Source organism: Bradyrhizobium acaciae, assembly GCF_020889785.1.
Classification (GTDB): domain Bacteria; phylum Pseudomonadota; class Alphaproteobacteria; order Rhizobiales; family Xanthobacteraceae; genus Bradyrhizobium; species Bradyrhizobium acaciae.
The window spans coordinates 1-24,942 of sequence record NZ_JACMYK010000105.1 but is presented as its reverse complement, the minus strand read 5'-3'; the positions used below and the strand labels follow the sequence as shown (position 1 = coordinate 24,942).

The 24,942-nt window shown below is 63.6% G+C and carries 25 protein-coding genes; 15 read left to right on the top strand and 10 right to left on the bottom strand.

Annotation, left to right across the window (positions count from 1 at the left end; genetic code table 11):
* The first annotated feature begins 393 nt into the window (after window positions 1-393).
* From H8A92_RS29495 to H8A92_RS29480, 4 genes are all read left to right on the top strand, one after another.
* Window positions 394-1,824, top strand: coding sequence for a UdgX family uracil-DNA binding protein (locus H8A92_RS29495; RefSeq protein WP_229199004.1), 1,431 nt, complete (start codon window positions 394-396; stop codon window positions 1,822-1,824).
* Window positions 1,825-2,351: 527 nt separating this feature from the next.
* Window positions 2,352-3,974 (top strand): inorganic phosphate transporter, encoded by a 1,623-nt coding sequence (locus tag H8A92_RS29490; RefSeq protein WP_229199003.1) that lies wholly within the window; start codon window positions 2,352-2,354, stop codon window positions 3,972-3,974.
* Window positions 3,975-4,213: 239 nt separating this feature from the next.
* Complete coding sequence (locus H8A92_RS29485; RefSeq protein WP_229199002.1) at window positions 4,214-4,561, top strand: DUF3147 family protein; 348 nt, start codon at window positions 4,214-4,216, stop codon at window positions 4,559-4,561.
* Window positions 4,558-5,049, top strand: coding sequence for a DUF3147 family protein (locus H8A92_RS29480; RefSeq protein ID WP_229199001.1), 492 nt, complete (start codon window positions 4,558-4,560; stop codon window positions 5,047-5,049). The genes H8A92_RS29485 and H8A92_RS29480 overlap by 4 nt, the downstream gene beginning before the upstream one ends.
* A 13-nt stretch (window positions 5,050-5,062) precedes the next feature.
* Here the strand turns inward: H8A92_RS29480 and H8A92_RS29475 are convergent, their stop codons facing one another.
* Window positions 5,063-5,578 (bottom strand): YciE/YciF ferroxidase family protein, encoded by a 516-nt coding sequence (locus H8A92_RS29475; RefSeq protein WP_229199000.1) that lies wholly within the window; start codon window positions 5,576-5,578, stop codon window positions 5,063-5,065.
* 186 nt (window positions 5,579-5,764) lie between these two features.
* Between H8A92_RS29475 and H8A92_RS29470 the strand changes: the two genes are divergently transcribed.
* From H8A92_RS29470 to H8A92_RS29460, 3 genes are all read left to right on the top strand, one after another.
* A complete protein-coding gene (locus H8A92_RS29470; protein ID WP_229198999.1) occupies window positions 5,765-6,832 on the top strand; it encodes an ROK family protein in 1,068 nt (355 codons plus the stop codon).
* A gap of 158 nt (window positions 6,833-6,990) precedes the next feature.
* Entirely contained in the window at window positions 6,991-7,710 is a 720-nt protein-coding gene (locus H8A92_RS29465; RefSeq protein WP_229198998.1) for a Crp/Fnr family transcriptional regulator, read from the top strand.
* A gap of 31 nt (window positions 7,711-7,741) precedes the next feature.
* Complete coding sequence (locus H8A92_RS29460) at window positions 7,742-7,978, top strand: DUF6894 family protein (protein WP_229198997.1); 237 nt, start codon at window positions 7,742-7,744, stop codon at window positions 7,976-7,978.
* 81 nt (window positions 7,979-8,059) lie between these two features.
* Here the strand turns inward: H8A92_RS29460 and H8A92_RS40685 are convergent, their stop codons facing one another.
* Window positions 8,060-8,164, bottom strand: a complete 105-nt coding sequence (locus H8A92_RS40685; RefSeq protein ID WP_476695700.1) for a KGG domain-containing protein — start codon at window positions 8,162-8,164, stop codon at window positions 8,060-8,062.
* Window positions 8,165-8,710: 546 nt separating this feature from the next.
* Window positions 8,711-9,631 carry a LysR family transcriptional regulator gene (locus H8A92_RS29450; RefSeq protein ID WP_229198996.1) on the bottom strand — a complete coding sequence of 307 codons (921 nt, stop codon included), beginning with the start codon at window positions 9,629-9,631 and terminating at the stop codon, window positions 8,711-8,713.
* A 137-nt stretch (window positions 9,632-9,768) separates the two neighbouring features.
* On the opposite strand from H8A92_RS29450, the gene H8A92_RS29445 reads away from it, so the two are divergent.
* A complete protein-coding gene (locus tag H8A92_RS29445) occupies window positions 9,769-10,950 on the top strand; it encodes a cytochrome P450 (RefSeq protein WP_229198995.1) in 1,182 nt (393 codons plus the stop codon).
* A 20-nt stretch (window positions 10,951-10,970) separates the two neighbouring features.
* Here the strand turns inward: H8A92_RS29445 and H8A92_RS29440 are convergent, their stop codons facing one another.
* Both H8A92_RS29440 and H8A92_RS29435 read right to left on the bottom strand, forming a co-directional pair.
* Window positions 10,971-11,828: a lysozyme inhibitor LprI family protein gene (locus H8A92_RS29440; RefSeq protein WP_229198994.1), complete on the bottom strand. Its 858-nt coding sequence runs from the start codon at window positions 11,826-11,828 to the stop codon at window positions 10,971-10,973.
* Window positions 11,829-11,866: 38 nt separating this feature from the next.
* The gene (locus H8A92_RS29435) at window positions 11,867-13,039 is read right to left on the bottom strand and encodes a M20 aminoacylase family protein (RefSeq protein WP_163159160.1); all 1,173 of its coding nucleotides are present in this window, start codon (window positions 13,037-13,039) and stop codon (window positions 11,867-11,869) included.
* 281 nt (window positions 13,040-13,320) lie between these two features.
* Here H8A92_RS29435 and H8A92_RS29430 point away from each other — a divergent pair, with 281 nt between their 5' ends.
* Complete coding sequence (locus tag H8A92_RS29430; protein ID WP_229198993.1) at window positions 13,321-13,746, top strand: hypothetical protein; 426 nt, start codon at window positions 13,321-13,323, stop codon at window positions 13,744-13,746.
* 3 nt (window positions 13,747-13,749) lie between these two features.
* Here H8A92_RS29430 and H8A92_RS29425 read toward each other — a convergent pair whose 3' ends face one another.
* The 3 genes from H8A92_RS29425 to H8A92_RS29415 form a co-directional block, all read right to left on the bottom strand.
* Window positions 13,750-14,376: a pyridoxamine 5'-phosphate oxidase family protein gene (locus H8A92_RS29425; protein WP_229198992.1), complete on the bottom strand. Its 627-nt coding sequence runs from the start codon at window positions 14,374-14,376 to the stop codon at window positions 13,750-13,752.
* Between the two features lie 107 nt (window positions 14,377-14,483).
* Window positions 14,484-15,821: an amidohydrolase gene (locus tag H8A92_RS29420; protein ID WP_229198991.1), complete on the bottom strand. Its 1,338-nt coding sequence runs from the start codon at window positions 15,819-15,821 to the stop codon at window positions 14,484-14,486.
* Window positions 15,822-15,964: 143 nt separating this feature from the next.
* Window positions 15,965-16,735, bottom strand: a complete 771-nt coding sequence (locus H8A92_RS29415) for an IclR family transcriptional regulator domain-containing protein (protein WP_229198990.1) — start codon at window positions 16,733-16,735, stop codon at window positions 15,965-15,967.
* Between the two features lie 183 nt (window positions 16,736-16,918).
* On the opposite strand from H8A92_RS29415, the gene H8A92_RS29410 reads away from it, so the two are divergent.
* The 6 genes from H8A92_RS29410 (at window position 16,919) to H8A92_RS29385 (ending at window position 24,058) form a co-directional block, all read left to right on the top strand.
* Window positions 16,919-17,410 carry a MaoC family dehydratase gene (locus tag H8A92_RS29410; RefSeq protein ID WP_028331684.1) on the top strand — a complete coding sequence of 164 codons (492 nt, stop codon included), beginning with the start codon at window positions 16,919-16,921 and terminating at the stop codon, window positions 17,408-17,410.
* Window positions 17,411-17,421: 11 nt separating this feature from the next.
* On the top strand, window positions 17,422-17,874 hold the full coding sequence (locus tag H8A92_RS29405; RefSeq protein WP_229182632.1) for a MaoC family dehydratase: 453 nt from the start codon (window positions 17,422-17,424) through the stop codon (window positions 17,872-17,874).
* Window positions 17,875-18,108: 234 nt separating this feature from the next.
* A complete protein-coding gene (locus tag H8A92_RS29400; protein ID WP_229198989.1) occupies window positions 18,109-19,416 on the top strand; it encodes an MFS transporter in 1,308 nt (435 codons plus the stop codon).
* A 97-nt stretch (window positions 19,417-19,513) separates the two neighbouring features.
* Window positions 19,514-21,133 (top strand): GMC family oxidoreductase, encoded by a 1,620-nt coding sequence (locus H8A92_RS29395; RefSeq protein ID WP_229198988.1) that lies wholly within the window; start codon window positions 19,514-19,516, stop codon window positions 21,131-21,133.
* 6 nt (window positions 21,134-21,139) lie between these two features.
* Window positions 21,140-22,078: an alpha/beta fold hydrolase gene (locus H8A92_RS29390; protein WP_229198987.1), complete on the top strand. Its 939-nt coding sequence runs from the start codon at window positions 21,140-21,142 to the stop codon at window positions 22,076-22,078.
* Window positions 22,079-22,162: 84 nt separating this feature from the next.
* Window positions 22,163-24,058, top strand: a complete 1,896-nt coding sequence (locus H8A92_RS29385; protein WP_229198986.1) for a potassium transporter Kup — start codon at window positions 22,163-22,165, stop codon at window positions 24,056-24,058.
* A gap of 134 nt (window positions 24,059-24,192) precedes the next feature.
* On the opposite strand, the gene H8A92_RS29380 is transcribed toward H8A92_RS29385, so the two are convergent.
* Both H8A92_RS29380 and H8A92_RS29375 read right to left on the bottom strand, forming a co-directional pair.
* A complete protein-coding gene (locus H8A92_RS29380; RefSeq protein ID WP_229198985.1) occupies window positions 24,193-24,408 on the bottom strand; it encodes a hypothetical protein in 216 nt (71 codons plus the stop codon).
* Between the two features lie 116 nt (window positions 24,409-24,524).
* A partial coding sequence (locus H8A92_RS29375; RefSeq protein ID WP_229198984.1) for a hypothetical protein occupies window positions 24,525-24,942 on the bottom strand: 418 nt, incomplete at its 5' end.

The following is a 24,942-nucleotide window of genomic DNA, read 5'->3' as shown; positions in this document are numbered from 1 at the left end:
CCCGCCGCGCAGCATCGCATCCGCGCCGGCATGGCCGAGCGCGATGCGGTTCGGCATCGCCGCATCCGAAGGCGCCTCGATGCGCGCGATGCTGCCGCGCAGAGACGCAAGCGTACCCATGCGTGCGCCGTTCATATGCGCCGCTCCTTCCCAACCAAAATTTGAGGCCGTCACTGATCTGAACAGAGAACCAGGGACTGGCCCAATTGTTCATGATATGTTCTAATATAAAGCTAACAGCGCCCGCGGAGTCAATCGGATTGGTGAGCTCAGTTATTCCTGAGTGGAATCAATGGGATTGAGCCACGGCCGAAGCGGGCGGGTGCTGACCTTCCGCAATGTCAGGCGCGGAAGGCCGCGAAAATGGCGGCGTGACGGAAACGGAGCAATCGCATGCGTATCATCGAGCTCGACAACGACACCGATTTCGAGGGCTGGCGCAAGGCCTCACGGCGCCTGGCATTGAATGACGTGAAGCCTTCGGAGGTCGCGTGGACCGTGCGCCGCGACGACGAACTATCTTCGGCATCCTGTGCGAATGAATTGCCGGACACACCGCAGGCGCAGTTCAACGTGTCGGCCAAATTCGTCGAACTCGCAAAGGCCGCAATCCTGCATCGGAGCGACGCGCGCTTCGCCCTGCTCTATCGCCTGCTGTGGCGGCTGCGCAGCCATCACGACCTGCTCGGCGCGACTGATGATCCCGATGTCGCCGAGATCCACGCGATGGCGCGCGCGGTCTATCGCGACATCGACCGGATGCACGCGCAGCTCCGCTTCCGCGAGATCGGCCGCGAGCGGACGGCGCATTACGTCGCCTGGTTCGAGCCGGAGCATCGCATCGTCGAGCTCGCCGCACCTTTCTTCGCCGGCCGCTTCGCCGACATGCCGTGGTCGATCCTGTCTCCCGACGTCTGCGCACATTGGGACGGGCACGCGATCTCGATCACGCCGGGTGTCGCCAAATCCGAGGTGCCGAGCGAGGACCGGCTCGAGGAAGTCTGGCGGCGTCATGACAACGGCCTCTTCAATCCCGCGCGGCTGAAAGTGATGGAGATGCCGCAGGCCTATTGGAGGAACCTGCCCGGGGACTCGATCATTAAGCCGCTGATCGAAGACGCCATGCGCATGACCAGCGGCCCCTTCATCGCACGCAAGGCGATCGAACCGCAGCGGCAGGATCAACCGATGGCCCGCAAGCAAGTCCAGGACAAGCAAGCTCACGATGCGATTGCCGCCTTGCGCGCCGAGGCCGCCGATTGCCGCGCCTGCCCGCTGTGGAAGGACGCGACCCAGATCGTGTTCGGCGAAGGACCGCAAAGCGCCACGCTGATGCTGGTCGGCGAGCAGCCCGGCGACAAGGAGGATCTCGCAGGCCATCCCTTCGTCGGACCGGCCGGGCAGATGCTCGATCGCGCGCTTGGGGAAGCCGGCATCGATCGCGCCAGGGTCTACGTTACCAACGCCGTGAAGCACTTCAAATTCGTGCCACGCGGCAAAATCCGGCTGCATCAGAAGCCGAGCACGCCGGAAATCCGCGCCTGCCGTCAGTGGTACGAGCGCGAGCTTACCGCCATCAAGCCGGAGCTCGTGGTTGCGCTCGGTGCCACCGCCGCGCAAAGCGTGCTCGGCAAGATCACGCCGATTAACAAGAATCGCGGCCATCTGATCGAACACGCCGGAACCAAGGTGCTCGTCACAGTGCATCCATCCTATCTGTTGCGACTGCCTGATGAGAAAGCCAAGGCGCTGGAATATCAGCGCTTTATCGACGACCTGAAAATCGCCGCGGATCAGTTGGGCAATTCGGCCCACGCGGCCTGAGTTCCGCCAACCGGCGGAACCAGGGAACCACACTTCAACGTGAAATTGTTCTAAACGCTGATAAATCCCTACAACCTTTAATTGATCCGTGGTACTGTGACGTGCTCCGCAGGTATCGGGCGTCATGTTCACGCCATGGCGTACCCTGAGGCGGGCGCGCTGCGCGGTTTGCTAGCCCCAATCGTGCGGCGCGCCACCTCATCTGTCCTCCTATCATCCTTACCTCGCTCGCCGCGCCCGCCGGATTTTTCCGGTCGTTGGGCTCTGTCGCGCGTCGCCTGTGTGATCTCATCTGCACAAAGTTCTCGCCCGGCGAAACGCAGGCAGCGCGTTTCCGTCGCGATCGGTGATCGTCTGTTGCAGAAGATTGCCACGAGGTCGCGAAGGCGCGTGAGCCGTCAACGCGTTGCACAGAAATTCGCCGCGATGTCCACCGTGATGGCTGAGCGCCTCATTTCACGGGGCGGATTTCAATTGCCTGTCATATGCATCGATCAAAATCGGAGGCATTGGGACAGGAGTTTACCATGAGCGATATGGCGTTACCCGGCTCGATCGAGCCCGCCTTGAAAAAGGGTCCGGACCTCGACAAAGGTTTCCACCCGATGACGGGGATCATCTATTTGGGCGTGGTCGCAGCCGCGCTGCTGTTCGTTGCCTACAGCATCTATGCCGACGTCGACGCCACCGGTGCGCGTGTCACGTCGTTCCTGCCATACATCATGCTGTTCGTTGCGCTGCTGATTGCGCTCGGCTTCGAATTCGTCAACGGCTTCCACGACACCGCCAATGCGGTCGCGACCGTGATCTACACCCGCTCGCTGCCGGCGCATGTCGCCGTGGTGTGGTCGGGCCTGTTCAACCTGTTCGGCGTGCTGCTCTCGAGCGGCGCCGTCGCGTTCGGCATCGTGTCGCTGCTTCCGGTCGAACTGATCCTGCAGGTCGGCTCCAGCGCCGGCTTTGCGATGGTGTTCGCGCTCTTGATCGCCGCCATCATCTGGAATCTCGGCACCTGGTGGCTCGGCCTGCCGGCCTCGAGTTCGCACACCCTGATCGGCTCGATCATGGGCGTCGGCATCATGAACGCGCTGCTGCGCGGCCGCGACGGCACCTCGGGCGTTGACTGGTCGCAGGCGGCCAACATCGCCAAGGCGCTGCTGCTGTCGCCGCTGTTCGGTTTCGTGCTCGCCGCCGGCCTGCTCTACATCCTCAAGGCGGTGCTGGCGCGCGCCACACCAGCACTGTTCGGCGAGCCGGTCGGCGACCAGCCGCCGCCGTGGTGGATCCGCGGCATCCTGATCCTGACCTGCACGCTGGTCAGCTTCTTCCACGGCTCCAACGACGGTCAGAAGGGCATGGGCCTGATCATGCTGATCCTGATCGGTACGGTGCCGACCGCCTATGCGCTGAACCGCGCGCTGCCCGCGAGCCAGATCGAGCAGTTCGCCGCGCATTCGACCGCGGCCAGCAAGGTCATCGAAAGCAAGGCCGCCGGCTACAACGTGATCGGCAATCCGCGCCCGGCCGTGACCAACTATGTCGCGCAGCACCAGATCAACGAAGGCACCTTCCCGTCGCTGGCGGTGCTGGTGGCCGACATCGGCAAGCAGGTTGCACAATACGGCTCGCTGGCCAAGTTCCCGGCTGACGCGGTCGGCAACACCCGTAACGACATGTACCTGGCGTCCGAGGCGATCCGCTTCCTGATGAAGGACAAGGAAGCCGAGCTCTCCGCTGCCGACGTCGCCACGCTGACCGCGTACAAGGGCTCGCTCGATGCCGCGACCAAGTTCATCCCGAGCTGGGTGAAGTTCGCCGTCGCCATCGCGCTCGGCCTCGGCACCATGGTCGGCTGGAAGCGCATCGTCGTCACCGTCGGCGAGAAGATCGGCAAGACCCACCTGACCTACGCGCAGGGCGCCTGCGCCGAGATCACGGCGGCTGCGACGATTGCGGCGGCCGACGGCTACGGCCTGCCGGTCTCGACCACGCACGTGCTGTCGTCAGGCATTGCAGGCACCATGGCAGCCAACGGCTCCGGTCTGCAATGGGCGACGATCCGCAACATCGCGATGGCCTGGGTGCTGACCCTGCCGGCCGCGATGATCCTCTCGGGCTGCCTGTACTACGTGTTCTACCACGCGTTCTGATGCGCAAGGCTTTCGGCGCGGCAACGCGCCGGACGGAAGGCCCGCACCGTCGTGCGGGCCTTTTCTTTTGAGACATTCCCGTCGTTGCAAGGCGTGCGACATGTGCCGGCACATTGGAACAGCCGCACGATCGACGACTTTGTATTCGGAGCATTGGACGGATTTCCCGTTCTGCAACAAACAAGAGGCCAGCTTCACTAGAAGAGCGGCGGCCCACAACTCGCAGCTGGACCAGCGCCATGACCGAGTACATCGTGCGGTTTTTCATTGGCGGCGCTGTCGTCTCCGTCTTCGCCATGCTTGGGGACATCCTGCGCCCGAAAAGCTTCGCCGGCCTGTTCGGCGCTGCGCCATCCGTTGCCCTTGCCACATTGGGCATTGCCATCTGTCAACACGACCCCGGCTACGCTGCACTGCAAAGCCGCACGATGGTGGCGGGCTGCATTGCACTCGCAATTTATAGCATCGTCGTCTGCCATCTGCTCATGCGCGGGCGCATCCGCGCGTTGCCTGCCACACTGCTGTCCTTCGTGGTCTGGCTGGCAGTCGCATTCGGCCTGTTCAGCCTTGGCGGAGGAGCGGCATGAAGCTGCCAATCGGCCTCTCATTGTCTTCGCTGCATGAGAGCCGCTGGTACGAATACCTGGTGCGATTTGCGCTCGGCGGAGCCGCTACGGTTCTTACCGGCCTCATCAGTAGCTACTATGGTGCGGCGGTCGGGGGCCTGTTCCTCGCGCTTCCCGCCATCTTCTGCGCGAGCGCGACGCTGATCGAAAAGCACGAGATCCGCCGCAAGCAAGAGGCAAATCTCCACGGCGAGCGGCGCGGACAGGAGGCCGCGTCACTTGACGCCATGGGGGCCGCGCTCGGGGCGATCGGCATGCTTGGATTTGCCGTCTCGTTTTCCTGGCTCGTGACCGATAGCGTGGCAGCCGCTTTTGCCGTCGCCTCGCTGGCTTGGCTGCTCGTCTCTTGCGCGACTTGGTTGATCTGGCGCCTTGCGCGTCAGGTTCAGCGAGAACGCATCGCCGACAACAGGAGCGGCTCCGCCATCACGCGAAGCCGCTCCAACTGAAAACCCCTCAAATTCAGCCCACGCTTGCGGCCTTCGTGTTGACGCCCTTGCGCAGAGCGACGCTATTCAGCTTGGTGTTCGCGGCCTTTTCCTCGTTGAGATTGGTCGTCAGGTAACGCACGATATCGTCATGGCCAAGCTCCTCGGCCCATGCAATCAACGTGCCGTAGCGGCACATCTCATAATGCTCGACGGCTTGCGCATTTGCGACGATGCCGGCATCAAGAACGGCCTTGTCCTCGATTTCTCCAGCGGTCTCATCCGCCTCCTGGATGATGCCGTCGATTGCCGGACACTTCGTGCCGCTGGGCTGCTGGCCGAGCTTTTCAAATACCTTCTGAAGGCGTTCGACCTGCCTGTTGGTTTCCTCCAAATGGTTCTTGAGCCCCGTGACCAAGTCGCGATTGGTCGCCTTGTCGATCATCTTCGGCAGCGATTTGATGATCTGCTGTTCGGCGTAGTAGATGTCTTGCAGACCATGCACCAGCAGGTCTTCCATCGATTTGATGTCCTTGGTGAAGATACCCATTGTCGGCCTCTCGTCTATTGATGGCTTCGGTTTCTATTGACGGCTTTGGAACGCCCACGCCGGACACCTGTTCCTGTTGCACAGGCCCGGCAGCATACCGATTGGCGGCCAACGGACTGCCTAGGAACATCCCGGTCCGCCAGATGTTCATGGGGTCTCCGATAGAAAGCGCGCCGAAAGGCCTGGATGGCAGACGGAACGATCGCAACTACTGGCATTGCTGCTCATGGCGCCCTGCGCCTGCCTACGGTCGAGATAGACAGCTACGACATCGAGCTGAAGGATAACCACGGGTTCATCGGGGATCGGGCGAACAAGGAGGCATTCTGCGATATCCTCGAACGATGGCGCAGACCCATGCGCAAGTCGGGCCATGACCCGTTTGGCAAGGAGCCTTCCGAGAACGTCAGCAAGAAGGCCCTCGATGCGATCCTTACCGGCGACGACACCGAAGCGTCAGCCGTCGTTCAAAGTGCCATCGAGGCGTTCTCGCAGCAGCTTGCCCATGTGACGCGGCGCTTCCTCAAATCCAAGGCTTGGGACAAGACCGAACGGATCGTCGTAGGCGGCGGCTTCCGCGAAAGCCGCCTCGGCGAACTCAGCATCGCGCGCGCCGAGATCCTCTTGCGCGACGACTTCAAGGTCGAGATGTGCCCCATTCGCCATCGTCCCGACGATGCCGGCCTGCTGGGCGCGCTGCATCTTGCGCCCTCCTGGATTTTTCAGGGATTCGATTCAATTCTCGCCGTCGATATCGGCGGCACCAATATCCGCTGCGGCGTTGTCGAAACCCGCAGCGAGAAGTCGCCGGACCTTTCCAAGGCGCGAGTGCGGAAATTCGAGCTGTGGCGTTACGCCGACGACGCCCCAACCCGGAAAGGTGCCGTCAAACGGCTCGTGAAATTGCTCCGACACCTGATCTCTGCCGCCGAGAAAAAGAAACTCAAGCTCGCCCCCTTCGTCGGGATCGCCTGTCCGGGGCTGATCGAAAGCGATGGATCGATCGAAAGGGGCGCGCAAAACCTTCCGGGCAATTGGGAGGCCAATGGATTCAACCTGCCGACGAGCTTGGTGGAGGCCATTCCGCGCATCGGCAAGCATCATACGACGGTCGTCATGCACAATGACGGCGTCGTGCAGGGGCTCTCCGAAATCCCCTGGATGCAAGACGTCAAACGTTGGGGCATCCTGACCATCGGAACAGGCCTCGGCAACGCCCGCTTCACCAACCGCAGCGGTAAAAATGGCAACTAGGAGACGCCTGCGGCCGTCGCCTTGACCTGCCTCATCCTACCAATCTTAACTTATGTAAACCCCCTCCCCACTGTCGCAGAGTAGGGTGTCGCCGGCTCATAGCACCGACGGTTGGCTCGGAATGGTCCAAATTCGACGCGCCGGAGGGGCTGCAGCACATGCCGATTGATATGATGATCCGCAAAGTGAGGCTTCATACCGGCCTCACCGAGGAGGATACCGCCGCGCTGCGTTCGATCGTATCAAGCGTGCGAGATCTCGGCGCCGGAACATCCATCATACAAGAGGGCGAGATCAGCAGCCACTGCTGCGTCATGTTGAGCGGCTTTTCCTACCGTGCCAAAGTGTCGGACGGCGGCAAGCGGCAGATCCTGTCGTTTCACATCGCAGGCGACATGCCGGACCTCCACGGGATGTTTCTCAAGCGAATGGATCACGACCTCACCACGTTGACGCAGGCGCGCGTCGGCTTCATCGACCACCGGGCGTTGAGGCAGGTCATCAGTCTGCGCCCTGCCGTTGCGGAAGCCTTGTGGCGCGAGACTTTGATCGACGCGGTGCTGTTCCGGGAATGGATCGTCAGCCTTGGGACCCGTCCCGCTGCCGCGCGCATGGCCTATTTGGTGGCGGAATTGCGCCAGCGCCTGGCCGCGATCGACATGGTCGCTGAGGACCAGTTCCGGTTTCCCGTCACTCAGGCAAAACTTGCGGAAGCGCTTGGATTGAGCGCAGTGCATGTCAACCGGGTCCTCCAGTCCTTTCGAGCGCAAGGCATCCTCGATATTCACGACAGCGTCGTCACTTTGCGTGACATCGAAAAGATCGTGGAGATCGGCGGATTCAATGAACTGAACCTTCAACCGCTCGAAAGCGCTTAGGAACGATGCGGCCGGTGTAGCTTTGGCGAGGATGCCGACCTATTACTTCAGGATTTCTGGCACCGACCCGTTCTTCACCGCGGATGGCGTCGAGTTGTCCAACGATGCCGTCGCTTGGGAAGAGGCACGTTCGCTGCTGCGGGACGCCGAAGAGAGCTTGCAAGCGGGCGAGGATTGGACACTTGAAGTGCTCCGAGACCAGTGCCCTCTGTTCCGAATTTGGCTGCACAGCGAAAAGGCCGGTGACACCCTGCCCGAAGGTGACTGAATCGCTGGTGCGCCAAAGCCGGCTCCGCTGGGCTACGCCGAGGCCAGCCGGGGCGCGCATCAACTGGTTGTAGACACCTGCTTAGCTCTGCCCGCCCTTGCGGCCGGCTTCCTTGCACCCTGCTTCCGAGGCACGCTGCGGATCGTTGGCGAAGTTTTGCTGTCCGCCTCGTTCCTCGTTTGCCACAGGGATTCTCCATGTTGCCCGGCCCTATCGACCCAACAGTGCACAAAAGGCGCCGTTCCCAAGTCGATCCCGTCTGGAGGAGACGACAGCCACGCATCAATGCGCGCGGCATTGTCGGCGCTACGGACCCGCTGCAGCAGAAATTCCCGCTCCTTGCCCGGCGGCATGCGCCTTGCCTTTTCCTTCGCCTGCCTCGCGAAATGCCCCAATCGCTCCTGTAACGACGTGGTTTGCTTAAACCGATTACGCCTCTTCTTCATGTGCTCCAACCGCTTTGGGGCTGAGTTGGCGGGAGCGCGCTGTTGCGTTCTCAATCACCGACTCGCCGGTCTGCCCGTGTCGGTAATCTAGGACCTGGCTCGATTGGCAACGATAACATACGTCAATGGGTAACCGCCGACGTCGATGCCGCCATGGATGCGGTGCTCAACGAGTCCGGGGCTGCGTGGCCCCGGCCCCGGTGACGCTGCCGACACGATGAGATGCGTGAAGGTCATGCCGTCCCCGACAGCAACCTTACTCGTCATTCGGCGCCAGGCCGTGCACTCAGGCAGCGTGACCCTTGTCGCAAGCCTTGGCGACCTCGGCCAGCAGGCCGCGTACCCATTTGTGCAGGCCCGATTTCGCCGTCCGGGCGCTCCAGTACATGTCGATCGAGATCGGCACCCGGAACGGCAGCGCGGCGACGTGCAGGCCGCCGCGCATGGCCCGCGCCAGATGATGCGGGATGGTCGCGACGAGCCGCGTGCCGGCAATGATGCGCTCCAGGCTGTCGTGGTTCGGAAGGCTGACCATCGGCGCGATCTCGATCTTCCTCGCCTTGAGCGCAGCGAGATAAAGCGGCTGCCACTCGCCGCTATGGGTGATGAAGACATGCTCGGCCTTTGCATAGGCCGACAACGCGATCCGGCCGCGCGCCAGCGGATTGGCGGGATCCATCACGCAGACATAGTGATCGGTCAGGACGTGGCGCCTGAAGAGGCTTTCGCCGACGACCCCGACCGGGCCAAGGACGATGTCGCACTGGTTCTGCTTGAGGTGGACGTCGCCATGGCCCGCGGCGTCGAGCAGGACAAGACGAACCTGCGGTGCGCCAGCGCGCAGCCGCGCGCTGAATTGCGGGATCAGGGTCTGGCGCTCATGATAGTTGCAGGAGATCGTCACGCTGCCCTGCGCCGTCACCGGGTCGAATGCGACCGGTGAGGCGAGCCCGTCGATCTCGCCGATCATGTCCCGCGCCCAGCCGACCAGCTCCGCGCAACGCTCGGTGGCCGCCACGCCATTGCCGTTGCGGACGAACAGCGGGTCATGCAGCGCGCCGCGCAGCCGCTCGACCGCATAGCTGATGGTCGACTGGTTGACGTCGAGGCGCTTGGCTGCCGCCGAGAACGACCGCAGATCGTAGACCAGCACGAGCGTCCGTAAGGTCCCGATGTCGATCGGATCGATCGGGGAATTGGCCGCCACGCTGCACCTCCCGCTTTGCCGGCGGCCGAGCCTAGCACAAGATCATCGACTATTTCGATGGCCTGGATCGATCCCATCGAATTGAGTGATTGCATCCCCGGCGCTAGCCTTCACAAAAGACCGCTCCGGGAGGATCAATGGCCAGCACCGTGCCTGTCGTCACTGACATCGCGTATCAGGATCTGCTCGACGACCCCTATCCGATCTTCCGCCGCCTGCACGAGCTGGCGCCGGCGGTCTATGTCGAGCCCGCGAAGCTGACGCTGGTGACGCGCTTCGACGACATCACGCGGATCGAGCGCGATCCCGCGACCTACTCGGCCGATAACCCCGCCTCGCTGGTCAACAAGGTGATGGGGCCGACCTTCATGCGCAAGGACGGCGCCGAGCATGCGAGCGGCCGCAAGGCGATCGAGCCCTCGTTCCGCCCGGCCACGATCAAGGAGCATTGGGCGCCGCAATTCACCGCGATCGCGGAAAAACTGATCGATGATCTGTCGGTGGCTGACAGAGCCGACCTGTTCTGCACACTCGCCGCGCCGATGGCCTCGCTCAGCCTGATGGCCATGATCGGCTTTCGCGAGATGCCGTGGCAGACCCTGGCCGAATGGTCGCAAGCCTTGATCGACGGCGCCGGCAACTATGCCGCCGATGCCGAGATCGAGCGGAAGGCGATGCAGGCGAGCGCCGACGTCGATGCGGCGATCGACGCCGTGCTCGAGGATCACCGCAGCTGTCCCAATCCCTCGATCCTGTCCTCGATGGTCAATGCCGATCCGCCGATGCCGATCGACGGCATCCGCGCCAACATCAAGGTGATCATCGGCGGCGGATTGAACGAGCCGCGCGACGCGATCCTGACGCTGGTGCTCGGCCTTTTGGAAAACCCCGCACAGAAGGCCGATGTGCTGGCCAGGCCGGAGCTATGGCCCGCCGCGCTCGAGGAAGCGGTGCGCTGGATCTCGCCGATCGGCATGTATCCGCGCCGGGTGACCCGCGATGTCGAACTTTCCGGCACCATGCTGCCCGAGGGCCTTCAGATCGGCCTCTGCGTCGGCGCTGCGAACCGCGACGGCAACCGCTTCGCTGCGCCCGATCGCTTCGACGTGACGCGACCCAAACAATCGCATCTGGCTTTCGGCGCCGGACCGCATTTCTGCGCCGGCACCTGGGTGTCGCGGCTCACCGTCGGCAAGATCGTGGTGCCGATGCTGTTCGACCGCTTGCGCAATCTGCGCCTCCACGAGGAGACGCCGCCGATCGTCCGCGGCTGGGTGTTCCGCGGTCCGGTATCATTGCCGGTGCGATGGGATGCGTGAGGACGCACATCGTTATCGCATTACTTTCTGGCGGCAGGATCGGCGCGGCCACTATTCGCTGGCGGATAAGACGCGGCGAACAGGCAATCGTGCATCCAGGGCTGATCGATCTTGTCCACTTCGATGTCGGGGTCGTAATTCCAGAGATCGTCCGCATGCGGAGTCGGCAGATCATCGGATGAGGCCGGATTCATATTCCAGCGCGCATCGCCCCAGATCGTGGCATTATCGCCGGGCTCCGGGCATGGCGCGCTCGTTGAGTCAGGACTTATCGAGCATGTCGCGACGGGCCGCAGCACACCGTCTTTCAGGACACTGACGAGCCGGTTTTCGGACATGTGGCCGCTCGCCCACTGCAGCCCGACGCTACAGATCCTGTCGCCATTCTGGCGATGCGCCTCACCCCAGCAACCGTAAGCCCAGCTCCCATAGGGAGGGGGCAGAAGAACGCAGAACGTCTTGTAGCCGGCGAACGGTCCACCGCTATCTCCGGATGCGATCTGCCGCTCTCGTTCCATCGCGTGCACCGGCCCGGCCTTTTGCAGAAAGGCGAGCCGGTTGAGAGTGATCTGCAGCAGAACCTCGCGATCGTCGGTCTTGTCATCCTCCGCTTGCCCATATCTATCCGGGCCATGCGAACGCACCTCAAGCCATCGGCGTTGGCTCTTGACCAACGCCTCGCGGAATTGCTGATCCGTGGTTTCGCGCAGAAGCTTGAAATAGGCGGAGCTCATCGCAGCGTCGGCCGCTTTCAAGTTTGGCGTCGTACAGATCAGCTTGTCCACCGGCAGCGAGGCCCGCGCACAATCGAGCGCGCGAACCGGACATGGGTGGCCGGCGACGAGAACGCCGAGCGTCACAACAAGGCCGAGTTTCATCATCGTCTCGTGTGGCTCGTGCCGGCTACGATCGCGTCTCACGCCGCCAGCGCATTCTCCACGATCTTCACGAAATACGAGGTGCCGTAAACGATCGCCTCGTCGTTGAAATTGTAGGCGGGGTGATGCAGGCCGGCGCTGTCGCCATTGCCGCAGAAGATGAAGGCGCCGGGCCGTGCTTCCAGCATGTAGGAGAAATCCTCGGCGCCCATCAGCGGCGGCATTTCGTGCACGTTGGACGCGCCGGCGACCTCGCGCGCGATGCGGCCCGCGAATTCGGTCTGCGCCTCATGGTTGACGGTGACCGGATAGCCGCGCTCATAGGTGAGATCGATCTTCGCGCCGGTCATCTTGGCCACGCCATCGACCACCTCGCGCACGCGCTTCTCGATGAGGTCGCGCACTTCCCGGGTCAGCGTGCGCACGGTGCCGCGCAGCTCCGCGGTCTGCGGGATCACGTTGCGGGCGTTGCCGGCGTGGAATTCGCACATCGAGATCACGGCGGAGTCGAGCGGATCGACGGTGCGCGCGACGATCTGCTGCAACGCGGTGATGATCTGCGCGCCGACCAGCACGGAATCGATGCATTTGTGCGGCCGCGCGGCATGGCCGCCGAGCCCTTCGATCTTGATGTCGATCGCGTCGGTCGCAGCCATGATCGGGCCGGTGCGGATCGCGAACGAGCCGATCGGAATCCCCGGGCCGTTGTGCATGCCGTAGACCTGCTCGATCCCGAAGCGATCCATCAGGCCATCCTTGATCATGGCGGCCGCACCGGCGCCACCCTCCTCGGCCGGCTGGAAGATCACGACCGCGTCGCCGGCGAAATTGCGCGTCTCGGCGAGATAGCGCGCTGCGCCGAGCAGCATCGCGGTGTGGCCGTCATGGCCGCAGGCGTGCATCATGCCCGGCGTCTTCGAGGCGTAAGGCAAATTGGTCTGTTCGTGAATCGGCAGCGCATCCATGTCGGCGCGCAGGCCGATCACCTTGACGTCGCCCTTGGCCGGCCCCTTCTTGCCCTTGATGACCCCGACCACGCCGGTCTTGCCGAGCCCGGTCGCGACCTCGTCGCAGCCGAACTCCCGCAACCGGTCGGCCACGAATGATGCAGTGCGGTGCACATCGTAGAGCAGCTCGGGGTTTTCGTGGATGTTGCGGCGCCAGGCCTGGATATCGGGTTGCAGATCGGCGACGCGGTTGACGATGGGCATGAGAATTCTGGCCTCGGAGGTTGGACGTAGGTCCTGTCTAGCATGCAAGAGCCGGTCCACCCAAACGGATGTGGCATGCCTTTTGGTTGGGGCGTGCTTTCGCGATTGCGATGGCAGGAATGTTCCTCGGACGGGAGACCGCGTGACTTCGAGGACCCCGATGTCAGACCGGATACGATCGCATCCGACCAAAGCCTAATAGTGCGGGAAATATCCCGCACGGATACTACCCCAGGTTATCAGCACCCAAATCCTCTCGCCTTCCAACAGGGAGCGGCTGCATGACGCCGGATCAAGCGGTCTTGTTTTCCACCATCATCCTGCTGGTGCCGATGGGATACTTCCTGCTGGCGGCGCCGGCGTTCCTGCTCGTGAAGCTCGACGTCCCGCCTGTCACCCGCCTGCTGCGCGGCATGTTCAATGCCTACTTCCTGGTGCTGACCGTCTCCGGCGTGATCGGGACGCTCGCCTTTGCCGCGGCGGGCCGGCCGGCGGTCGCGCTCGGCACCGCATTGATCGCGGCGTTCGCCGTGCTGGCGCGCCGCTGGTTCTTGCATCGGCTCGACGCTGAAGCAGATGCGAGAGACCTGGGTGATCCGACTGCAGTGCGGCGGCTGCGCCGGCTGCATTGGGGCGGCATGGCGTGCAATGCAGTGCAGGTGTTCGCGCTGCTCGCCAGCATTCCCTACATGGCGCCGCTGCCCTGATCGCTATATTTCGTGCTTCCGATGCGGATCGTATTTCGAAAGCACGTCCTTGAGGTAATCCCGGCTCTTCCATTCCGGTGCGGGCGGCTCGTACCCGGGCCGGGGAACGAACGGATTCGCAGGCACATCCGCTGACGCGCCCATCAGGTCCGGAACGTAGCGCGGGCAGTTTGGAAAGATCTCGCATTTCACGCGTACGGCAACCTTGGCGCCGTGGTGCCTGGCAAGCGTTTCCGTATCGTCGTGGATCGTTGCCTTGCCGCGGACGCGGGTACGAAACGTCTTGCCGTCGAGGCGTACGAACAGCAGCCCGACGTTCGGGTTGCGATGAATATTGCCGAGTGTGCGGTACATGTTGTTGCCGTCGTACTCGGGGAACTCAAGCGTATCGGGCCCTGTGATCTTCACGAAGCCCGGATCGCCGGAACGCATCGAACAATCGACGTTGTCCTGATAGCTCGTCGCAATGAAAAAGAATCGTGCCTCCTCGATGAGCTTGCGGTCCTGTTCCCAGAATTCGAAGTGGAGGCGATGCTTCTCGAGGCCGTCGGCGACACGACGACCGTCGAAACGGTCCTGCAACTCGCGCATTCCGTCGTGGTAGAAAGGGGCTCGGACCGGGTCTGCCACGGGAATCCTCCAGCAAGTTGGGCAATCTATTGCAAGTTTTGGCAGGCCCAGAGCGTGCGGCGCAACGGCAGCAGAAATTTCTTGCGCGCGCCGGCCGGCGCAGCCGGCTAATTTCCCCGCGCCTGCTGGTCGAACACGCTCAGCACGGCGAGCGTCATGGCCTCGACACCGGTCTTGATGGTCGGCTCCGGCACCGGCGCGAACAAGGGCGAGTGGTTGGTCGGCAATGGTGGGCCGTTGCCTTCGCGGGCCGCAGCGACACGCTCCGGCTCGTAGACACCGATATTGAAAAACATCGAGGGCACCCCGGCGTTGATGAACTCCGAATAGTCCTCGCTTGGCGTGCCCGGCGGCGAAGGCGCGAACTTGTTGCCGAACGCCGCCTTCAGCACCTTTTCCGCCGTGCCGACCACGCTGGGATCATTGATCACGGCCTTGGTCCCCTCAGTGAGGTTTATCTCGGGCTCCGGCGCATTCGACATCGCGGCGACCGCCTTTGCCGTCCGCTCGATGCCCGCAAGCATCTTGGCACGCACCTCTGGCTTGAAAGCCCGGATGGTGCCGAACAGCACCACATCGTCAGGAATGATGTTTCCAGCGGTGCCGCCGTGAATTGAGCCGATGCTGACGACACCGAATTCGGTCGGGTCCTTTTCGCGGCTGATCACGCTCTGGACATCGACGACAAAGCGCGCCGCCATCATCACGGGGTCGATGGTCGCCTGCGGCACCGCACCGTGCCCGCCGCGGCCACGGAATTTGATATAGAGGCCATCGGCGCTGGATGAACCGATGCCGACGCGGTAGCGCACCGTTCCATAGGCGAACGGGCCATCGTGCAAGGCGAAGCCGACATTCGGCTTTGGAAACCGCGTGAACAGACCATCCGCCAGCATCGCCCTGGCACCCGACACGATTTCCTCGGCCGGCTGGGCGATGAACATCAGCGTGCCGTGCCACTGCTCCTTCAGGCCGATCAGCGTCTTCGCCGTGCCGACCCAGCTCGCCATGTGAATGTCGTGGCCGCAACTATGGGCCACGAAGGTCTCGCGTCCCTGCCAGGTCGTCTTGTCGCGGCTGGCATAGGGAAGGCCGGTCTTTTCCTCCATCGGCAGCGCATCGAGCTCGGTGCGCACCATGACGACAGGACCCTCGCCATTCCTGTAGATCGCGACCAGCCCGGTCTTGCCGACGTGCTCCGTCACCTCGAAGCCCAGCGCCCGCATTTCGGCAGCCAGCTTGGCCGCGGTCTTCTCTTCCTGAAACGCGATCTCGGGGTGGGCGTGAAGATCCTTGTAGAGCGCGTCGAGTTTCGGATAGTCGGTCGCGACGGACTTCTCGATTGTGCCCTTCAGCGCTACGACATCGAGCTCAGCATGCGCGTGGTGCGGCAGTGAGGCGCAGAGTGCGGCGGACGCAAGCAGCGTCAGAACGACCTTGGTCATGGCATCGCTCCAAGTGAAATCCATACTGCATCCCGAGCAACCTTACATCGCCAGGCAAGGCTCGGCTGCATGATCTAAGCAGGCAAGGCGATGCGAAACAATGACCTATCCGGAGCGCGTCCGGACGATGGCGACTCTCGGGGCTAGCCCGTCGTCAGCATCTGGCTGCGGATCTCCTGTGCGGTGCGGCGCAACGGCAGCAGAAACTTCTTGCGCGCGCCGGCCTCGCTGACCGTGCCGGAGATGGTGTTGACGCTGAGCGCTGCGACCACCGCGCCGGCCGGATCGCGCAACGGCACCGCAATGCCGCAGATCGCCGGGTCGAGCTCGCCATCGACCCAGGCGTAACCGTCGCTCTCGACCCGCACCAGCAATTCGCCGAGGCGCTCCGGATCGGTGACCGTGCGCGGCGTGACCAGCTTGAAGCCGCCGGTCGCGAGATATGTTTCACGGGTGCCGGGCGGCAGCGCTGCGAGCATGACGCGGCCGAGCGACAGCAGATGCGCGGGCAGCCGGCTGCCGACACCGAGATTGGCCGAGAGGATCCGCCGCGCCGGCAGACGGAGCGCATAGACGATCTCGTCCTCGTCGAGCACCGCCATCGCGCAGGACTCGCCGATCTCGTTGCGCAGGTTTTCCAGCGCGCGTTGCGCATGCGCCCAGTAGGGCAGCGCGTTGAGATAGGACAGGCCGAGCCCGAGTGCGCGCGGCCGCAGGCTGAAATAGCGTCCGTCGGAGGCGCAGTATTTCAGCGCCACCAGGGTCGCGAGGATGCGGCGCGCGGTGGCGCGGTTGAGGCCCGCGGTGTCGGCCGCTTCCGCCAGCGTGTGCCGTCCCGGCGGCTTGCCCAGCGCCTCGATGATCGAGAAGCCGCGCGCGATCGCGCGCACGAAGCCGTCACTCTCTTTGCTCATCGCGTTCTGCTCATGGCGCCGGTTTGCGGGGGGCGCTCGTTCTGATCACGACATCGCAAGCCGCATGGCGGCCTGCACGTGACGCGGCGCTGCCCGCTTGTCAGGGGCTTCCCACCGCGCTAGCGTCAATTCATACAGCGAATGAAATGTTCGCCTGGCGAACTCATAGCAGGAGGATGCACGATGGCGCAAGCGGAAAGTTCTGCGGCCACACCGTTTGAAACCGATTTCTGGAAGGACGCGAAGCTGCGCAAGGTGTGGGACGACATCGTCCCCGGCGAGCCGCGCAAGACGCTGCCGTACAAGCTCACGCAAGAAGCGATCGCGCTGTACTGCCGCGCGGTCGGCGAGACCAATCCGCTGTATCTGGACGAAGCGGCCGCGAAGGCCGGACCCTATGGCGGGCTGATCGCGCCGCCCGCAATCCATATCCTCTTGATGTTCGCCTGCACGCCGGCCGACGACTGGATGCGCTCGCCGGGCACCGTCAATGCCGGGCAGTCCTGGAGTTACAACATCCCTGCCCGTCCCGGCGACACCATCACCCTGCAGGCCCGCGCGCTCGACAAGTTCATCAAGCGCGAACGGCTGTTCGTGGTGCACGACAACGTCTTCTTCAACCAGCATGGCGACGTGATCTGCTCGGGTCGCGGCCAGACCATCCGTCCGATGTAAGGAGGATCACGATGACCACAGCGAATTTCGATGCTCTCAAGGCCGGCGACAGTATCGACGGCCCCGCATTCGCCGTCTCCCGCGAATCGATCCGCCTGTTCTGCGATGCGTCGCTCGACTACAACCCGCTGCATCTCGACGACAACTACATGAAGGGCGATTTCGGCAAGACCAATTTCGGCGGCATCATCATGCATGGCATGAACAATTTCGGCCTGATCTCGCGCATGCTGACCGACTGGGCTCTTCCCGCAGGCGCGATCCATCGGAGACTGGAGACGCGCTGGCTGAAGCCGGTGAAGCCCGGCGACACCATCCGCCCCGCTGGCACCATCAAGGCCAAGCAGACCACCGCCAACTCGCGCTGGGTGCTGGTCGACGTCGCCGTGCAGAACCAGCGCGGCGAGACGGTCGCGGCCGGTGAAGCGATGCTGGAGTTTCCGGCAAGCGCGAAGGCGGGCTAACCGCAATTAGCAGCAACGGTGTCCACTTACCTCTCCCCGCCTGCGGGGAGAGGTCGGAACGCATCGTCAGATGCGTTCCGAGTGAGGGGGAGCCTCCGCGAGCTCGCCAGTTACCGTCTACGCGGAGACAGCCCCTCACCCCAGCCCTCTCCCCGAAAGAACGGGGCAAGGGAGTGTAGCGCCGTCGCGGCACCATCCCACTCAACAAATCAAAAGAATTCCTTGGAGGTTTCGATGCAGGATGCGGCCCATTCGCGGCTCTATGGACGGATCGCCTGGCGCCTGATCCCGTTCCTGCTGGCGTGCTACACGGTTGCGATCATCGATCGCTTCAACATCGGTTTCGCCAAGCTGCAATTCCTGCACGATCTTGATATCGACGACGCCGTGTTCGGGCTTGCCGCCGGCATCTTCTCGGTCGGCTATGTCGCGCTCGAGGTGCCGAGCAACCTGCTGTTGGTCAAGGTCGGCGTCCGCGAGACGCTGCTGCGGATCATGGTGCTGTGGGGCACTGTGACCGTGCTGCTCGCGCTGGTGCAGAACCAGTATCACCTCTATCTGCTGCGCTTCCTGCTCGGTGCCGCTGAGGGCGGCTTCTTCCCCGGCATCCTGTATTATCTGACGCTGTGGTTTCCGGACCGCGTGCGCGGCCGCATGACGAGCCTGTTCGTGATGGCGGTGCCGCTCGGCGGCGTCATCGCCGGACCGTTGTCGGGCCTGATCATGGATCACATGCAGGGCGTCCATGGCCTGCATGGCTGGCAGTGGCTGTTCGTCCTCGAGGGCGTGCCCGCGGTGCTGCTCGGCATCGCCGCCTACCTTTATCTCGCCGACGATCCACAGGCCGCGAGCTGGCTGAGTGCCGACGAGCAGCGTCAGATCGCGAGCGATCTCGCCGGCGATCGCGCCGCCGTTCCCGGCACCACCAGCAGCTTCGCGGCGGCGCTGCGCGAGCCGCGCGTCTATTTGCTCTCCTTCATCTATTTCGCGTTCTTCTGCTCGCTCAACACCATCCTGCTGTGGACGCCGACGCTGCTCAAGCGTGTTGGCGTGGCGACCACCACCGAGATCGGCTGGCTGAGCGGCGCGATCTCGGTCGCCTCGGCGATCGGCATGGTCGCGATCGGCTACAGCTCCGATCGCACGCGGGAACGGCGCTGGCACGTGGTCTGCTGCGGTCTCGTCGCGGCGGCCTGCTTCATCGCCTTGCAGGCCGCGCAGGGCAGCATCCTCCTGACCGTGATGCTGCTCGCCATCGCCTCGATCGGCATCTTCGCGATTCTCTCGCTGTTCTGGACCATTCCGAACGCGATGCTGGAAGGCAGCGCCGCGGCGGGCGGTATCGCGCTGATCAGCGCCATCGGCTCGTTCGGCGGCGCAGTGTGTCCTGCCCTGATCGGATGGATGAATGTCGCAACCGGGAGCATCTACGCACCGCTCGCCCTCGTCGGTGCCCTGCTCGGCGTCGGCATGCTGACCTTGATTCTCTGTGTGCCGAGGCCCGGCCCCGAGGTCACACTCGCCGAACCCAGCCGTCTCTGATCATCCGGCCGATGCCCGGCGCCATCGGCCGGGCTTGTCTCGACCGGCTGCGTCTGACTAATAGGCAATAACAAGGACGCTTGCCGGGAACGAGGACATGCCGCGAAGGCTCGAGGGTGATTTCGACTACATTGTCATCGGCGCAGGCACGGCCGGCTGCATCATGGCCAACCGTCTGTCGGGCGACCCGAAGAACCGCGTGCTGCTGCTGGAAGCCGGCGGCAAGGACAACTGGATCTGGTTTCACATCCCGGTCGGCTATCTGTTCGCGATCGGCAATCCGCGCTCGGACTGGATGTTCAAGACCGAGGCCGAGCCCGGGCTCAACGGCCGCGCGCTCGCCTATCCGCGCGGCAAGGTGATCGGCGGCTCCTCCGCCATCAACGCCATGATCTCGATGCGCGGCCAGGCCGCGGATTACGATCACTGGCGGCAGCTCGGCCTCACCGGCTGGAGCTACGACGACGTGCTGCCGGCGTTCAAGCGGCTGGAGGATCATTTCCTTGGGCCGAGCGAGCATCACGGTGTCGGCGGCGGCTGGCGCATCGAGGCGCCGCGGCTGTCGTGGCAGATCCTCGATGCGGTCGGTGATGCCGCCGAGGAGATGGGCATCAAGCGCATCCCGGATTTCAACACCGGCGATAACGAAGGCACCAGCTATTTCCACGTCAACCAGAAGCGCGGACGGCGCTGGTCGTCAGCGCGCGGCTTCCTCAAGCCGGTGCTGAACCGCAGCAATCTCAGGCTCGAGACCGACGTGCTGGTCGACCGCCTGATCATCGAGAGCGGCCGCGCCGCCGGCGTGCTGTTTCGCCAGGGTAATGAAGCCGTGGAGGCGCGCGCCAAGGGCGAGGTGATCCTCTGCGCCGGCTCGATCGGAACCACGCAGGTGCTGCACCGCTCCGGCATCGGCCCGTCCGAATGGCTGTCGCCGCTCGGCATCGACATCGTCGCCGATGTGCAGGGCATCGGCCATAATCTGCAGGACCATCTGCAGCAGCGCGCAATCTACAAGGTCTCCGGCGTGCGCACGCTGAACGAGACCTATTACAACCTGGTGCGCCGCGGCCTGATGGGCCTCGACTACGCGTTCCGCCGCCGCGGGCCGCTGACCATGGCGCCGTCGCAGCTCGGCATCTTCACGCGCTCGGATGCAACGCGCTCACGCGCCAACATCCAGTTCCATGTGCAGCCGCTGTCGCTCGACAAGTTCGGCGATCCGCTGCACCGCTTCCCCGCGATCACGGTGAGCGCCTGCAACCTGCAGCCGACCTCGCGCGGCACCGTGCGTATCCGCTCCACCGCACCCGACGACAAGCCGTCGATCGCGCCCAATTACCTCTCGACCGAGGACGACCGCCAGGTCGCGGCCGACGCGATCCGCACCACGCGCAAGCTGATGAAGCAGAAGGCGCTGGAGAAATATCATCCCGAGGAGTTCCTGCCCGGCCCCTCCGTCGGCGACGACGATGCCTCGCTCGCCAAGGCCGCCGGCGACATCGGCACCACGATCTTCCATCCCGTCGGCACCGCCAAGATGGGAACGGCCAACGATCCGATGGCCGTGGTCGACGAACGCCTGCGCTTCTATGGCCTGCACGGCCTGCGCATCGCGGATGCCTCGGTGATGCCGACCATCACTTCGGGCAACACCAACACGCCGACCGCGATGATCGCCGAGAAGGCCGCGGCGATGATTCTAAGGGATGCGCGATAACAGCCAATGACGCAGCCGCGGCGGATTCTCGTTGGTGATGCCGGCGCGCAGATTGCGGCGGCACGTTGGGGCGAGCCGTTATCCGGCAAGCCGCCGGCGCTGCTGCTGCACGGCACCGGCTTTGTCGCCGAGGTCTGGACCGAGGTCGCCGAAGCGCTGGCCGCCGACTACACCGTCTACGCACTCGACCGCCGCGGCCATGGCCTGAGCCACAAGCCGGCGGCCCAGCACTATCAGTTCCAGGATTTCGCCGACGATCTCTGCATGGTGGTCGAACGCCTCGACCTCCGGAACATCTACGGCATCGGTCACAGCGCCGGTGCGACCGATCTGATGCTCGTCACCAAGCTGATGCCGGACCGCTTCGCGCGGCTGTTCGTGACCGAGCCGACCGCGATGGATCCGCGCGCGCCGCGCAGCGGCGGCCTGAGCGAGATTGCGAACGCGTCGGTGCAGGGCGTGCTGCGCCGCCGGGCCGAATTCGACAACGCCGATGATCTGTTCCGGCGATTGCGCGCCGCGCCGGCCTTCGCGCCGTGGACCGAGCGGTCGCTGTGGGCCTATGTCCATCATGGCTTTGCGACGCTGGACGACGGCCGCATGCGGCTGCTTTGCACGCCCGAGATCGAGTCGGCGCTGCTGGGGCCGATCTTCCAGGCCATGGAGCAGATCTACACCGGCGACACCCGTGGCAATCCGTTCCCATGGTTCTCCGAGATCGCCTGCCCGGTCTGCATCGCCACGGCCGAGCAGTCATGGCCGATCTACAAGGACATAGCCGACCGCGCCGCGGCCCTGATCCCGCATGCGAGCCGCTGGAGGTTCGCAAACGTCGGCCATTGCGTCGCACAGGAGGCGCCGGAACTGATGGTTGCCGCGCTCAGGGCATTTGCTGCGCGAGTTGATGAAAAGCAGCGCAACGATAAGGCGACATCACCGTTATAGCCTGCGCCCTGTCGTCCAAGCGGATGGCCGCGGTGGGCTCGACGACAAGGTTGAGAATGGATGGCACCTTCGACGGTTTCCGCCTTGAACGACAAGACCGGGTTCGTCGGCGAAGCGCACGGCCGGTTTGAGCAGCCGCCAAGTCTCACCAGCATCCTGCTCGCGCTTGGCATCGTCTACGGCGACCTCGGCACGAGCCCGCTCTACACCTTGCAAACGATCGTCCACCTGATGGGCGATGGTTTCACGCCGGAAGCAGCGCTCGGCTCGCTCTCGCTGATCGTCTGGGCGCTGATCATCACGATCTCGGTCAAATACTGCATCTTCGTCATGCGCGCCGACAATCATGGCGAGGGCGGCATTCTTGCGCTGATGGCCCTGACCGGAGCACGCTGGTCCGGACGGGGACGCTGGCTGGTGGCGCTGGGGTTGTTCGGCTCCGCCTTGATCTATGGCGACGGCATCATCACCCCTGCGATCTCAGTGTTGAGCGCGGTCGAGGGTCTGAACGTCGCAACGGATGCATTCAAACCGTACACCATGCCGATCGCAGTTGCGATCCTGATTGGATTGTTTGCGCTCCAGCGGCACGGGACCGCGACGGTCGGCAAGGCATTCGGTCCGGTGATGCTGCTCTGGTTCCTGACGATGGCGCTGCTCGGCATCGCCTCGCTGGTACGGCACCCCGGCGTGCTGCGCGCACTCAATCCCACCCACGGCATCCTGCTGCTCACCACGCATGGCGTGCTCGGCTTCACCCTGCTCGGCGGCGTCTTTCTCGCGCTGACCGGCGGCGAGGCACTCTATGCCGACATGGGGCATGTGGGCCGCAAGCCGATCCGCCTTGCCTGGTACGGGTTCGTGCTGCCTGCGCTCATCCTCAACTATGCCGGACAGGTCGGCAACTTCATCGCCTCGCCCGATCCGGGCGCCAATCCGTTCTTCAAGCTCGCACCGGCCTGGGCGATCTATCCGCTGGTGGCGCTGGCGACGCTGGCGACCATCATCGCCAGCCAGGCCATCATCACCGGTTCGTTTTCAATGACGCGCCAGGCCATGCAGCTCGGGTGGTTTCCGGGCGTGCGGATCGACCAGACCTCGGCCGAGGAGTACGGTCAGATCTACGTCCCGTTCGTGAACTGGACGATGATGTGCCTGACCGTTGCGCTCACGATCGGCTTCGGCAGTTCAGACCGTCTGGCGGGTGCCTATGGCGCCGCCGTCTCCACCACCATGATCCTGACCACCGCCCTGCTCCACCAGGTGATGCGATGGAGATGGGGCTGGACCGCAGCGCAAGCCGCGTCGATCACCGGAGTGCTGCTCACAGTCGACCTGGCATTCTTCGCTGCCAATCTCTTCAAGATCGCAGAAGGCGGTTGGATTCCCCTGCTGTTCGGTGCGCTGTTATTCGGCATCATGCTCACATGGCATTTCGGCCTCGACGCACTGCACCGACGAAGCATGGCGCAGTCGGAGCATATCGATGCGTTTTTTGCCGGTCTTCGCGACCAGCACATCGCGCGCGTGCCGGGAACCGCGATCTTCCTCACTCGGCTCAGCCACCGCATTCCCCCGATCATCGTCAACTACGTCCGGCACGCCCATTCGCTGCATCGAACGGCGATCGCGTTGACGGCAACCTTTGAAAGCGTGCCTCGAATCCGATCCTCCGATCGCATCCGCTGCGAGCAGCTTTGCGATGGCGTCTGGCACATCACCGTGCATTTCGGTTTTGTCGAGATACCCGATCTGCCGGCCGTACTGGCGAATGCAAAGCAGATAGGCATCCCCGTCCATGACGACGCAAACTACTATATCGAGCGCCACGATCCTGTCAGTCATCCGCGGCGCAATCCCCTTGCCAGATTCCGGATTGCGCTATTCGCCTTCATGGCGCGGAATTCCGCGCACGCCATCGATCGATTCCGAATCCCGCACGGTTCGCTGATCGAGATCGGCAGCCGACCGGAGATCTAGGAACTGCGCCGCCGTGAACGCCGCCCGCGCGGCGCGGACACAATGCTGCCCTGCGACCTCGCTTCCTGAACCAGCCTGACTTCCGTGTCGCGCGCGTGACGACAACTGCGCGCTGATCACAGCCGATCATTGCGTCATCGTTGATCGTTGAACGGTTTCGTCGGGTAGACCGGTGCGCGCACTGGCTGGATCGTCAGCCGATAGACGATCAGGTTGGTGCCGTCGAACGCCTCAAGCAAGTAGTCGCAAACGGGACAGTGATACTCACCCTTGGCGCCAGGTTCAGACCATAGCTCCAACCGCCGGAAGCCCGCGCCACAGCACGCGCACGTTACATCCGCTTTCCGCACGTTCATCCTCTTGGCAGCACTCTACAGGAAGCAAAGGAATTGGTGAAACCCGGCAAGAAATGCGTCGTTCGCCTGATTGAGGCGAGACCAAACGTCATGGAACTCTTCAGATCATTCTAGCCAGGTTGATCCGGCAGCAAAGTGCAGATTGTGCCTGCAGGCTTGATGGAACGAGCCAACGCTTCGTTCGAACGCGCGCCCCGCAGAGTGGCAATTTTGAGCGCGATTGCGTTCCATTGATCTACGTCAATCTCGCGCGCTGAAATTGTCGCAGCTTCGTCGTTCGCAATTTCGTCCGTTAGGGAGGACACGCCATGCTTCGTTGTATCCTCGCCGTTCTGGCAGCTGTGGTTCTCGTTGCCGTCTGCCTGCTTCCTGATGACGCTTATGCCCGTCGTGGAGGCGGCGGCGGCGGCTTCCGTGGCGGCGGTGGCGGCGGGTTTCATCGCGGAGGCATGCATGCCGGCGCCGGCAGAATGCACGCTGGTGCGGGAAGGATCCACGGTGGAGGATATCGCACTGCCGGCCGCGCGC

What these genes read in the sequence shown, in the direction of transcription:
- H8A92_RS29495 (WP_229199004.1), top strand. Translation starts at nt 394, where the DNA reads ATGCGTATCATCGAGCTCGACAACGACACCGATTTCGAGGGCTGGCGC.
- H8A92_RS29490 (WP_229199003.1), top strand. Translation starts at nt 2,352, where the DNA reads ATGAGCGATATGGCGTTACCCGGCTCGATCGAGCCCGCCTTGAAAAAG.
- H8A92_RS29485 (WP_229199002.1), top strand. Translation starts at nt 4,214, where the DNA reads ATGACCGAGTACATCGTGCGGTTTTTCATTGGCGGCGCTGTCGTCTCC.
- H8A92_RS29480 (WP_229199001.1), top strand. Translation starts at nt 4,558, where the DNA reads ATGAAGCTGCCAATCGGCCTCTCATTGTCTTCGCTGCATGAGAGCCGC.
- H8A92_RS29475 (WP_229199000.1), bottom strand. Translation starts at nt 5,578, where the DNA reads ATGGGTATCTTCACCAAGGACATCAAATCGATGGAAGACCTGCTGGTG.
- H8A92_RS29470 (WP_229198999.1), top strand. Translation starts at nt 5,765, where the DNA reads ATGGCAGACGGAACGATCGCAACTACTGGCATTGCTGCTCATGGCGCC.
- H8A92_RS29465 (WP_229198998.1), top strand. Translation starts at nt 6,991, where the DNA reads ATGCCGATTGATATGATGATCCGCAAAGTGAGGCTTCATACCGGCCTC.
- H8A92_RS29460 (WP_229198997.1), top strand. Translation starts at nt 7,742, where the DNA reads ATGCCGACCTATTACTTCAGGATTTCTGGCACCGACCCGTTCTTCACC.
- H8A92_RS29445 (WP_229198995.1), top strand. Translation starts at nt 9,769, where the DNA reads ATGGCCAGCACCGTGCCTGTCGTCACTGACATCGCGTATCAGGATCTG.
- H8A92_RS29440 (WP_229198994.1), bottom strand. Translation starts at nt 11,828, where the DNA reads ATGAAACTCGGCCTTGTTGTGACGCTCGGCGTTCTCGTCGCCGGCCAC.
- H8A92_RS29435 (WP_163159160.1), bottom strand. Translation starts at nt 13,039, where the DNA reads ATGCCCATCGTCAACCGCGTCGCCGATCTGCAACCCGATATCCAGGCC.
- H8A92_RS29430 (WP_229198993.1), top strand. Translation starts at nt 13,321, where the DNA reads ATGACGCCGGATCAAGCGGTCTTGTTTTCCACCATCATCCTGCTGGTG.
- H8A92_RS29420 (WP_229198991.1), bottom strand. Translation starts at nt 15,821, where the DNA reads ATGACCAAGGTCGTTCTGACGCTGCTTGCGTCCGCCGCACTCTGCGCC.
- H8A92_RS29415 (WP_229198990.1), bottom strand. Translation starts at nt 16,735, where the DNA reads ATGAGCAAAGAGAGTGACGGCTTCGTGCGCGCGATCGCGCGCGGCTTC.
- H8A92_RS29410 (WP_028331684.1), top strand. Translation starts at nt 16,919, where the DNA reads ATGGCGCAAGCGGAAAGTTCTGCGGCCACACCGTTTGAAACCGATTTC.
- H8A92_RS29405 (WP_229182632.1), top strand. Translation starts at nt 17,422, where the DNA reads ATGACCACAGCGAATTTCGATGCTCTCAAGGCCGGCGACAGTATCGAC.
- H8A92_RS29400 (WP_229198989.1), top strand. Translation starts at nt 18,109, where the DNA reads ATGCAGGATGCGGCCCATTCGCGGCTCTATGGACGGATCGCCTGGCGC.
- H8A92_RS29395 (WP_229198988.1), top strand. Translation starts at nt 19,514, where the DNA reads ATGCCGCGAAGGCTCGAGGGTGATTTCGACTACATTGTCATCGGCGCA.
- H8A92_RS29390 (WP_229198987.1), top strand. Translation starts at nt 21,140, where the DNA reads ATGACGCAGCCGCGGCGGATTCTCGTTGGTGATGCCGGCGCGCAGATT.